The 11,944-nt window shown below is 50.5% G+C and carries 10 protein-coding genes; all 10 read left to right on the forward strand.

The features are described from left to right. Nucleotides 1–223 precede the first annotated feature (223 nt). The 10 genes from RDV52_RS00960 to RDV52_RS01005 all read left to right on the forward strand — a co-directional run bounded on the left by RDV52_RS00960 (nucleotide 224) and on the right by RDV52_RS01005 (nucleotide 11,932). Entirely contained in the window at nucleotides 224–1,219 is a 996-nt protein-coding gene (locus RDV52_RS00960) for an AAA family ATPase (RefSeq protein ID WP_004361953.1), read from the forward strand. A gap of 20 nt (nucleotides 1,220–1,239) precedes the next feature. Next, on the forward strand, nucleotides 1,240–2,109 hold the full coding sequence (locus RDV52_RS00965; protein ID WP_004361954.1) for a DUF58 domain-containing protein: 870 nt from the start codon (nucleotides 1,240–1,242) through the stop codon (nucleotides 2,107–2,109). Further along, a complete protein-coding gene (locus RDV52_RS00970; protein WP_004367570.1) occupies nucleotides 2,109–3,176 on the forward strand; it encodes a hypothetical protein in 1,068 nt (355 codons plus the stop codon). The genes RDV52_RS00965 and RDV52_RS00970 overlap by 1 nt, the downstream gene beginning before the upstream one ends. Nucleotides 3,177–3,192: 16 nt before the next feature. After that, entirely contained in the window at nucleotides 3,193–4,161 is a 969-nt protein-coding gene (locus RDV52_RS00975; RefSeq protein ID WP_004367571.1) for a vWA domain-containing protein, read from the forward strand. A gap of 42 nt (nucleotides 4,162–4,203) precedes the next feature. Continuing rightward, on the forward strand, nucleotides 4,204–5,226 hold the full coding sequence (locus RDV52_RS00980; protein WP_004367572.1) for a VWA domain-containing protein: 1,023 nt from the start codon (nucleotides 4,204–4,206) through the stop codon (nucleotides 5,224–5,226). Then, complete coding sequence (locus RDV52_RS00985; RefSeq protein WP_004367573.1) at nucleotides 5,227–5,904, forward strand: tetratricopeptide repeat protein; 678 nt, start codon at nucleotides 5,227–5,229, stop codon at nucleotides 5,902–5,904. 6 nt (nucleotides 5,905–5,910) lie between these two features. Beyond that, entirely contained in the window at nucleotides 5,911–8,487 is a 2,577-nt protein-coding gene (locus tag RDV52_RS00990; RefSeq protein ID WP_004367574.1) for a BatD family protein, read from the forward strand. Nucleotides 8,488–8,501: 14 nt separating this feature from the next. Next, on the forward strand, nucleotides 8,502–9,203 hold the full coding sequence (locus RDV52_RS00995) for a phosphatase PAP2 family protein (protein WP_004364686.1): 702 nt from the start codon (nucleotides 8,502–8,504) through the stop codon (nucleotides 9,201–9,203). An 11-nt stretch (nucleotides 9,204–9,214) separates the two neighbouring features. After that, nucleotides 9,215–10,489, forward strand: a complete 1,275-nt coding sequence (locus RDV52_RS01000; RefSeq protein WP_004367575.1) for an S-adenosylmethionine:tRNA ribosyltransferase-isomerase — start codon at nucleotides 9,215–9,217, stop codon at nucleotides 10,487–10,489. Nucleotides 10,490–10,741: 252 nt separating this feature from the next. Continuing rightward, nucleotides 10,742–11,932 (forward strand): DUF2027 domain-containing protein, encoded by a 1,191-nt coding sequence (locus RDV52_RS01005; RefSeq protein ID WP_004367577.1) that lies wholly within the window; start codon nucleotides 10,742–10,744, stop codon nucleotides 11,930–11,932. The last annotated feature ends 12 nt before the right edge of the window (nucleotides 11,933–11,944 follow it).

The raw sequence follows: 11,944 nt of genomic DNA on the forward strand, positions 1-11,944 counted from the left end.
TTTCATGAACCATCTGTCGCCCAATACAGTCGTGCCGACTGACGACAATGGGCTTTTTTGTTCCTTTTTTTTACGTTTTTAGTACTCAATTTGCAATGTTTTTCAATTTATAAAGCTTAAAAGTGTTTTTTAATATAATTTAGATGCTAATCTGGTATATATCCGATGGTAATGTAGTACTTTTGCGTAAAGATAACAAGAAAGAAGTAAAACAATAGGAATTATGGCAGAAGCTATAGACATTCGCGAACTAAACATACGGATAGAACAGAAGAGCGGGTTCGTAACAAACCTTGTTACCGGCATGAACCAGGTCATTGTAGGGCAGCAACACCTTATAGACTCGTTGCTGATTGGTTTGCTCAGCGATGGGCATATCCTGCTCGAAGGCGTGCCCGGGCTGGCAAAGACGCTCGCTATAAAGACCCTTTCGCAGCTTATAAGTGCAAAATACAGTCGCATACAGTTTACTCCCGACCTTCTTCCAGCCGATGTAGTGGGAACACAAATATATTCGCAGAAAGAAGAAAAGTTCCTGGTCAAGAAAGGACCGGTGTTTGCAAACTTCGTCCTGGCGGACGAAATTAACCGTGCACCGGCTAAGGTTCAGAGTGCATTGCTCGAGGCAATGCAAGAGCATCAGGTAACCATTGGCGACGAAACCTTCAGTCTGCCCAACCCATTTATGGTGATGGCAACGCAAAACCCCATAGAGCAGGAAGGCACATACGTGCTTCCGGAAGCTCAGGTAGACCGTTTCATGCTGAAAGTGGTGATAGATTACCCTACGATAGACGAGGAAAAGCGCATTATCCGCGAAAATCTTAGCGAGCATCTGCCCACTGCCCCGGCACTGATATCGGCAGACGAGATAATGGAAGCCCGAGGCGTGGTGCGCGAAGTGTATATCGACGAGAAGATAGAACAATACATTGCCGACATCGTTTTCGCCACCCGCTATCCCGAACGCTACGGACTGGGCAGCCTGAAACAAATGATAACCTTCGGCGGAAGTCCCCGTGCCAGCATCAATCTGGCAAAGGCAGCACGTGCATACGCATTCATAAAGCGCCGCGGATACGTGGTTCCTGAAGACGTGCGCGCCGTGGCTCACGACGTCTTGCGCCACCGCATCGGTCTCTCTTACGAGGCAGAGGCAAGCAACACGACCCCCGAGGGAATAGTAAGCGACATCATCAACAACATACAAGTGCCCTGACAGAAAAGGGAGGATAACACATGAACGCCACCGAAATACTCAGTCGGGTAAGAAAGATTGAGATTAAGACACGACGCCTTAGTCAGAACATCTTCGCAGGGCAATACCATTCAGCCTTCAAAGGCAGAGGTATGGCTTTCTCAGAGGTGCGCGAATACCAGTACGGAGACGACGTCCGCGACATTGACTGGAACGTTACGGCACGCTTCCACCGACCTTTCGTGAAAGTGTTCGAAGAAGAAAGGGAACTCACCGTGATGCTCCTCATCGACGTTAGCGGCTCGTTGGACTTCGGGACAATACAGCGTACAAAACGGGACATGGCAACCGAGATAGCCGCAACCCTCGCTTTCTCTGCCATACAGAACAACGACAAGATAGGCGTAATATTCTTCTCCGACCGCATAGAGAAGTACATCGCACCCAAAAAGGGACGGAAACACATTCTATATATCATACGCGAGATGCTCAACTTCGAGCCCGAAAGCAAGAGAACCGACATAAATGCCGCCTTGGAATTCCTCACACGTGTGGTAAAACGCACCTGCACGGCATTCGTTTTGAGCGACTTCTATGTGCGGTCCGACTTCGAGCACGTGCTCCAGATAGCCAATCGGAAGCACGACATCATAGCCGTCCAGGTGTACGACAGGCGCGCCAAAGAGCTGCCCGACGTTGGACTGATGAAGGTTTGCGATGCCGAGACTGGGCACGAAATGCTGGTAGACACCGGCAGTGCGAAGCTACGGAATGCCTATAAAGCCAATTGGAACAAGCGACAAGTCCAGTTGCAGACCATATTTACAAAGAGCAACGTAGACAACATATCTGTTGCAACAAACGACGACTACGTTAAAAAACTAATGGCACTGTTTGCCCAACGAAGCTGATGAAGAAGTTTTTAGCAACCATAACCCTCGCCCTCGTGGCAATGACCGCCGCCACACAAGTGCGCGTCAATGCCTCCCTGGATTCAACAAAGATACTCATAGGCGAGCAAACGCACTGGAACATAACCGTAAATGCCCCCAAGGGCGCACGTGTGGCATATCCACACTTTGCCGATACCACCAACGTGCCACGCGGAATAGAGGTTTTGGAGCAGCACATAGACACCGTCCGCAATGGCGATGCGTACACCTTGACCTTTAAACGCACCCTTACCGCATGGGACGCACGCCGCTACGAGCTGCCAACGGTTACGATACAGGTAGACGGAAAGAACTATACAGCCGGCAAACTCGGTCTTGACGTTACCGAAACAAAGGTAGATACGGCTGCAACGGCACCCGCCCGACCCGCCGACGGAGTGCAGAAACCACCTTTCTTGCTGCGCGAATGGCTGCCATACATTGGTCTTTGCGTGCTGGCACTGCTTCTGTCAGGTATCGCGTATGCCATGAACGTACGACTGAAGAGCAGGAAGCCACTTGTAAAACCTAAACAAAAGGGACGCAGGCTGCTGCCGCACGAGAAGGCAATGCAAGCCATAGAGCAAGTCAAGGCGCAATACAACAACGGCGAAAGCTCCGACCAGAAAGCCTATTACACGGCACTTACCGACGTGTTGCGACAGTATCTGGAAGACCGCTTCGGCATGAAGGCAAAGGAAATGACGTCTGCCGACATCGTGGAAACACTCCGGCGAGAAAGCAACAACGAAACAAATGCCGAACTGGAACAGGTGTTTGCCACTGCCGACTTGGTGAAATTTGCCAAGTATTCTACACAAAACAACGAGAAAGACTACTACCTCGGAAACGTGGTAGACTACATAGAAGAAACCAAAAGCGGCTATCAGCCATCACAAGCACCACCGCCTTCCGACACCGAGGAGGCAGAACGGCGCAACCAGCGCATGCACGACATATTGCGCTGGTGTAAGTATGGTGCCATCATGGCTGCCATGACGTGTGCCGCCATCGCCGCATGGGGCATCACAGAATTGTTGGATTAAAGGAAAGGCAAGGCGAATGGAATTTGCAAACAAAGAATACTTATTGCTGCTTTTGCTCCTTATACCTTATATAATATGGTATTTCCTGTACAAGAAAGGAAGCGAACCCACAATGAGAATGAGCAATACGTTCACGTTTCAGCATACGCCGAGGAGCTGGAAGGTGCGTCTGGCACATCTGCCCATGCTCCTGCGCTGTGTGGTCTACGCACTGATAGTTCTGGTTTTGGCTCGTCCGCAGACCAATAACCCCGTTGGCAACGAACAGGTGGAGGGCATTAACATCATGTTGGCACTCGATGTATCGGCAAGCATGCTCTCCGACGATGTGGAACCCAACCGCATCGAAGCCGCAAAATCGGTTGCGAGAGAGTTCATTTCATCACGTCCGAACGACAACATCGGGCTGACCATCTTTGCCGGGGAAGCCTTTACGCAGTGCCCAATGACCACCGACCACGCCTCGTTGCTCAACCTTCTCTCTGCAGTAAGGGGCGATTTGTCTACAACGGGGCTTATACAAGATGGTACGGCAATAGGTATGGGACTGGCAAATGCCGTCGGACGGCTCAAGAACGTACAGGGAAAGAGCAAGGTAGTGATACTTCTGACAGACGGAAGCAACAACGTTGGCGACATTTCGCCACTGACTGCAGCTGCAATAGCCAAGAAATTCGGCGTCCGTGTGTACACCATCGGGCTTGGAACCGACGGCAAAGATGCGCAGGGACGGCTCGTTGGCGACATAGATTACAAGACTTTGCAGAACATTGCAATGCAAACCGATGGCGAATTTTACCGTGCACAGAGCCGAAGCGAACTGTCGCAGATATACAAAGACATCGACAAATTGGAGAAAACAAAGCTCGATGCCAAATCGTACGGCAAGCGATACGAAGCCTACATGCCCTTTGCCATGCTGGCATTGCTGGTGTTCTTCGTAGAGATAGTGTTGCGAGTAACAGTGTTTAAACGTATTCCTTGACGGACGCAACGACGCTCGGAGAGGACAAGAATAATAGAAAGAATGTTCAGATTTGCTAATCCTACATACTTATGGCTGCTCTTGCTGGTCCCATTGTTGGCAGTTGTCTACCATGTCTGGGCTTTCAAGCGCAGCAAGCGCATGGCTCGCTTCGGCGACAAAGAACTGCTTCGGCAACTCGTTCCGGGCTATTCCAGGTATCGACCGTTGCTGAAGTTCTACCTCATGGAGGCTGCCCTTGCGCTCATCGTGGTGATTGTGGCACGTCCGCAGATGGGAACGAAACTCTCGAAAGACAGGCGCGAAGGCATAGAAGCCATGATAGCGATGGACATAAGCAACTCCATGCTGGCAGAAGATGCGGCTCCTTCAAGGCTGGAGCGAAGCAAACGATTGGTAGAAGACTTGCTGAACCGTTTCACAAACGACAAAATCGGACTCGTGGTATTTGCCGGCGATGCCTTCGTACAGCTGCCAATAACGGCTGATTACGTGTCGGCAAAGATGTTTTTAGACAACATCAGCCCTTCGCTGATAGGCACACAAGGCACCGATATAGGCAAAGCCATCGACCTCTCTATGCATAGCCTCACGCAAAACAGCAAGTTCGGCAAAGCCATCATCATCATAACCGATGGCGAAAACCACGAGGGTGGGGCAGAAGAGATGGCACGCAAGGCACAACAAGCAGGCATACGCGTGTTCGTTCTCGGCATTGGTTCAACACAAGGAGCACCCATTCCGATGGACAATGGCAGCTATCTGCAAGACAAGGACGGGCAAACCGTAATGACAAAGCTCAACGAAGACATGTGTAAAAAGCTTGCCGAAGCTGGAAAAGGCATGTATATACACGTCGATAACACCACCGGCGCAGAGCAAATGCTCGACAACGAGATTGCAAAAATGCAGCACGGAGAGATAGAAAGTATGACATATAGCGACTATGCAGAACAGTTCCCAGCCATCGCAGCCATTGTCTTGCTGCTTCTTATAGCCGAAGTGCTGATGAGGGAACGCCAGAACCCGCTGCTCAATCGCATGAATTTGTTTACCAAGAAATAAATGATTAGAAGACTATACATATTGCTTTGTCTTGCCTTTGCCCTACTTTCGGCAACGGCACAGACCGACAGGCAGTACATTCGGAAGGGTAATGCAGCCTTTGCCGATAGGAAATACGGTGTGGCAGAGGTGAATTTCCGCAAGGCTTTGGCTGCCAATGCGCACAACGCAATAGCTGCTTACAACTTAGGTTGCGCCATGCAGGCACAGCACAAAGACTCTTTGGCTCTGCAAAACTACACGTTGGCAACAAAGAACGAGACCGACAAGGCTCGCCGTGCCAGTGCTTTCCACAACATGGGAACGGTATATCAGGCAAAGAAAGACTACCAAAAAGCCATCGAAGCCTACAAGAATGCACTGCGAAACAATCCCCATCACGCCAACGCACGCTACAATCTTACACAGTGCATGCGTCTTTTAAAGAAGCAACAGCAGCAGCAAAAGAACAATAAACAGCAGCAGAAGAACAACAAGAACGATAACAACAAGAACAAAAATAAAGACAACAACAAGCAGGACAAGCCTCAGAACAAACCCAAACAGGACCAGGGAATGAGCAAAGACAACGCCGAGCAGATGCTGAATGCGGCAATGCAGGAAGAAAAAGCAACGCAAGAGCGGCTCAAGAAGTATATGCAACAACCTCAAAGTAGGCATTTGGACAAGAATTGGTAACGCTTTATGAAACGATATATTAACATACTGCTGCTCGTTTTGCTGCCGTTTACAGCGGTGGCACAGCACGTTCGCGTGTTGGCACCGCGCCAAGTGGAGGTTGGAGAGCAGTTCCAGATAGAGTATATTATCTACACCGACAACGTGGAAGGGCTGAAATTGGGCAAGATGCCCTCTGGTGTTGAATTGCTGGCAGGACCCTATTACACATCGCAACGTAACCTCCAGATGATGAATGGGCACATGAGCAGCTCGTCGTCAGAGTCGTACACCTATGTCTTCATGGCTACAAAGCGAGGCAATTTCAACATTCCACCCGCCCGGATTGTAGTGAATGGGCAGCGCTTGGCGTCCACACCGGTAAAGATAACAGCCTCTGGAAATGCCAATGTAAGCCGTTCGGCACAGTCGAACGGTGCTGCAAGGGCGGACATAAGCATTACACGGCCCGAAAGCAGAGTGCCTATGGGCAAAGACTTGTTTGTTAAAGTAACGGCAAACAAGCGTACGGTGCACGAACAGGAACCCGTTCTGCTTACCTATAAGGTATATACCAACGTGAATTTGGTGCGCATGGCAGGCAAGATGCCCGACATAAAAGGCTCCCACGTGCAGGAAATTCCGTTGCCGCAACAGAAAACTTTCCGTACCGAAAGGCTGAACGGGCGCACCTATCACACCACGACGTGGAGCCAGTATGTGGTATATCCGCAGGTAACGGGCAAGCTACGGATACCCGCCGTAACCTTTACGGGCGTGATAAGACGCAACATCGACGACTTCGACCCGTTCGCTTTCATGGACGATGGAGGCGACATTACAAGACAAATCCGGACAGACGGCATCACCATCGACGTGAAGCCACTGCCCCAAAAGCCTGCAAACTTCTCCGGAGCGGTGGGCAAGCTCAGCATGACAGCACAGTTGAGCAAGAACAATGTAAGGGAAGGCAATCCCATAAACCTGCGTGTCGTGATAGCCGGAGTGGGTAACCTGAAGCTCATGCGGCAGCCTGTTGTGAAGTTTCCCGGTGGGTTCGACGTGTACGACCCGAAGCTGACGGACAAGACGCACCTTACTTCTAACGGCGTGGAGGGCAGTATTGTCTACGACTTCCTGGCTGTTCCGCGCAAGCAAGGCAAATATACCGTGCCGCCGGTCAGCTTTGTTTACTTCGACACCACCACCAATTCGTATCGGACTCTAACCACACAAGCCTTCCAAGTCAATGTGGCAAAGGGCGACGGAACTACTCAGGACGTTGAGGCTTTCACCGGAAACGGCAAGCAAGACATACGCGGACTGAAGACAAGGGAGACCGACATGCTGGCTGAAACCAACTTCTTCAACTCGTGGACCTATTGGCTTGCAGTGTTGTTGTTGGTGGGTGGCTTTGTCTGCGCGCTTACAATGCTGCGCAAGCGAGCCAACATTAAAGGCGACATAGCCCGGCTGAAGGGCAAGAATGCCGAGCATGTAGCCCTGAACCGGCTGCACAAAGCCAACGTTTTCTTGGAAATGCACAAGGCAGAAGACTTCTACGACGAGAACCTGAGGGCACTCTGGGGCTATGTCAGCGACAAACTGAACGTGCCGGTAGAGCAGCTTTCGCGCGACAATGTGAAGGAAAAGTTTGCCGAACTGGGCATAGACGGAAGCGTGATAGACAAGTTTGTTGCTGCGTTGGACGAGTGCGAGTTCCAGCGTTACGCCCCCGGCGACGAACGAGGCAACATGTCTCTCACCTACGATGCGGCTGTAAAAGCCATTACCGACATAGAAGAAGCAATGAGAAACCAGCGCAACAAAGCCGGCAAAAAGGGCAACGGCAGAGCCTTTTTGCTGTTATTCACCATCGTCCTGGGGCTTTCGGCTCTTTCGCTGCGTGCCTCTGCCGTAACCTTGGACGAGGCAGCAAGGGCTTATAACAAGGCTAACTACTCCGAAGCCATACGCATTTACAAACTGTTGATAAAGCAAAAGCCATCGGGCATACTCTATTACAACCTTGGAAATGCCTATTATCGCAAGAACGATGTTACGCAGGCCATCATCGCTTACGAGCGTGCGTTGAAGTTAGTACCCAGCGACGAGGACGCAAGATACAACCTGCAGCTTGCCCAGGCAAGGACCATCGACAGGCTGTCGCCCGAGTCCGACATCTTCTTCATGCACTGGCTGCACGCCGTAGTCTACTCCTTGAGCATCGATGCCTGGGCTGTTGTAAGTTTAGTGGTGCTCCTGCTCTGTCTGTCGTTCCTGCTCTTATACTTCCTGGCACTCGATGTAACGAAGCGGAAAATAGGTTTCTTCTCTGCCTTGGGACTGCTTTTGCTCTTTGTTCTCTGCGTTACCTTTGCCAAAATGCAGCAGAACGAGAAGCGGAATGCCAACCAGGCAGTAATCGTTGCCTCCATTGCTACCGTGAAGAAAACCCCCGATGTGAAAGGCGACAGTGCGGTTACGCTACACGAAGGTACGAAAGTGGAGATAATAGACAGTAGCATTGACGGGTGGAAGGGCATACGGCTGCCCGATGAGACCATGGGCTGGATACCCGCAAGCCAGTTGGAAGAAATATAGAAAACTACGCTGCAATGAACCTTTCATCGCTCCTTGAATACGACAAGACCTTGCTGTTGTTTTTCAACAACCCCAATAATATGTTCTTAGACCACGTTGTGCTGGTGTTTACATCGGGCTACACGTGGATACCCCTCTACCTTTCGTTGCTCTATTTAGTAGTGAAAAACAACGAAAGGTGGGGTCGCATACTCCTCATAATGGGCACCATGGCTTTGTGCATGCTTGTTTCGAATGTGGGCAACGGCAGTTTCGTAAAGCCATACGTAGCCCGGCTGCGCCCATCGTCCGACCCTTTGCTCGCCCACAGCATCAGTTTGGTGCGCGGATACACCCCTGAAGGTTTCAGTTTCTTCTCTGCCCACGCCTGCAACGCCTTTTCGGTAGCCGTGTTCTTTATGTTCCTGGTGCGCAGCAGGTTGCTTTCCGTCACGCTTTTCCTATGGGCTTGCCTTGTGGCATGGACACGATTGTACCTCGGCGTGCACTTTCCGTCCGACGTTCTCGTGGGTATGGTGGCTGGAACACTCAATGCAGCCTTGTGCTACTTTGTATATCAACAGATACAACACCGTGTAGCACCCATCTCTCCCTACGTAACCAGCCAGTTCACCAAGACCGGCTACGAGGTGAAAGATGTAGATGTGGTGCTCACCGTTATAATGCTCACCTGCATTTATTGCATGATTAGAGGCGTGATAGAAGCCGGATTATAAAATAAAAACCAATGATAGACGAAACAAAACATATAAGAATATCGGACTACGACTACCCTTTGCCCGACGAACGCATTGCCAAGTTTCCGCTTTCCGAGCGCGACCACAGCAAACTGTTGCTCTACAAGCACGGCGAAGTGGGCGAAGACGTGTTCTGCAACCTGCCCAAATATCTGCCCAAGGGTGCACTCATGGTGTTCAACAACACAAGGGTGATACAGGCACGCATGCACTTCCGCAAGGAAACGGGGGCACTGATAGAAATCTTCTTGATGGAACCTGCACAGCCCACCGACTACGAACTGATGTTCCAGACCAACCAACGGTGCTCGTGGCTCTGCATGATTGGCAACCTGAAGAAGTGGAAGGAGGGCACACTGCGACGCTCGTTCCAAATCAACGGGCACGATTTGATGCTCACTGCCACCGTAGACCGCACAAAGACAGACACTGCCGTGGCTGGCGGAACCAACCACTGGGTAGACTTTGCATGGGACAACCACCGGGTGTCGTTTGCCGAAATACTCGAAGCCGTGGGCGAATTGCCCATACCGCCCTACCTGAACCGCAACACCGAAGAGAGCGACAAGCAAACCTACCAGACCGTTTATTCTAAAATAAAAGGGTCGGTGGCTGCACCAACGGCAGGGCTGCACTTCACACAAAACGTGCTCCACGCCATCGACAAGGCAGGAATAACGCGCGACGAACTTACGCTGCACGTGGGCGCAGGCACATTTAAACCCGTGAAGAGCACCGAGATAGAAGGACACAACATGCACTCCGAATATGTGGTGGTGCACCGCCACACGCTCGAAAACCTGCTTTCGCATGGCTGCAGTGCCATTGCCGTGGGCACGACAAGCGTACGCACGCTCGAAAGTCTGTACTATATGGGCGTGAAGTTGGAACGCAACCCACAAGCCACCGAAGACGAATTGCACGTAAACCAATGGGAACCCTACGAGCAAGAACACAACTCCGACGGACTGATTTTGGTGAACGGAACAGCCGTCAGCGTGGAACGTGCGCTGCAAAACCTGCTGAATTACTTAGACGGCAACGGCTTGCAGGCACTCCATACAAGCACGCAAATCATCATAGCCCCCGGCTTTACGTACAAGATAGTGCGAATGCTCGTAACCAACTTCCACCAACCGCAATCCACGTTGCTGCTCTTGGTAAGTGCGTTCATTGGCGGCAACTGGCGCAAGGTGTACGATTACGCCCTTGCACACGACTTCCGCTTCCTGAGTTATGGCGACAGCAGTCTGCTCATTCCGTAGCTTCGGCGAGCAGGGAAAACTGTCGCGGTGCTGGTAAAAATACATTACACAGAACTAAGAATATAATTATCTGTTGGTCAGAGGCTTACAAACACTCTGCAAAAGTGTTGCTTTTGGCTCGCAAAACAAGGTTTTTTGCAAGGTAAAAGGGTGGTTCTTGCACCGCGAAAAGGTGGTTTTTGTACGGCAAAATAGAAGCGATGGCTTTTTGTAAACATTTATTACAGTAATCAGAACAAAACAAAAAAGAAAATGAAGATAGGCGATAAGGTTAGATTTTTAAGCGAGGTAGGCGGAGGAAAAATATCTGGTTTCCAAGGTAAAAACATAGTATTGGTAGAAGACGAAGACGGTTTTGAAATTCCGACACCCATCAACGACGTTGTGGTAGTGGACAACGACGATAGGGCGGAAGCCAAGATAAAGAGTCTGGAACAAGCAAAGGAGGAACGGGAAGAAGGAAAGTCGAAGTCGATAAAAGCCCGGCTGAGCGGAAACACTGCCACAACCACCAGCGAAACAGAGGCAGGCGAAGAGGAAATAGACTACGACCCAGCCGACAATTTCGTGCCACAGCCACGCGAACGCGAGGACGGCAACACGCTGACAGCCTATTTGGCGTTTGTGCCAACCAAGCCCCGGGAACTGAACAACACCGACTTCGAGTCGTATTTGGTGAACGACAGCAACTACTATATACATTATTTATATATGGTAGGCACCCCAAACGAATGGCAATGCAAGGCAGTGGGCGAAATAGAACCCAACACCAAACTCTTCATAGAGCGGTTCTCGTATGACGATTTAAACAACATTGCCGAAGCGTGCGTACAAGTTTTTGCCTACAAACCTGCTAAGACGTTCGAGCGCAAGCCCGCACTCGATGCGCACATACGCATAGATGCCACCAAGTTTTACAAGCTGAACACCTTCCGCGAGAACGATTTCTTCGATGCACCGGCACTGCTTTACGCCGTAACCGAAAAAGAAAAGGCGAAAGAAACAAAGCTGAACGAGAAGATAGAACTGCCGAAGAAGTTGCAAGGCAGCAACACTCAGCCAGCCCAACCCACGCTGCAGCCAGCCCGAAAACCTTTGGTGCGGAGATACGAAAATAGTCAGAGCAAAGCAAAATATGCCAAACAAATTCTTAAAAACGATAAAATTGTTGTAGATTTGCACGCCGAAGAGGTGTTGGAGACCACAGCAGGGCTGACCGCAGGCGATATTCTGGAATATCAACTGGGCATTTTCCGCGCCACATTGGAACAGTATAAGAACAAGAACCAACAGAAAATAGTCTTCATTCACGGTAAAGGCGAAGGCGTGTTGCGCCGTGCCATCCTACGCGAACTGAACTATCGGTACAAGAAATACCACTTCCAGGACGCATCGTTCCGCGAATATGGCTACGGTGCAACGCAAGTAACAATAATAACCTAACATACTTTAAAA

Origin of the sequence: Prevotella nigrescens (assembly GCF_031191185.1) — a bacterium.
GTDB classification, from domain to species: domain Bacteria; phylum Bacteroidota; class Bacteroidia; order Bacteroidales; family Bacteroidaceae; genus Prevotella; species Prevotella nigrescens.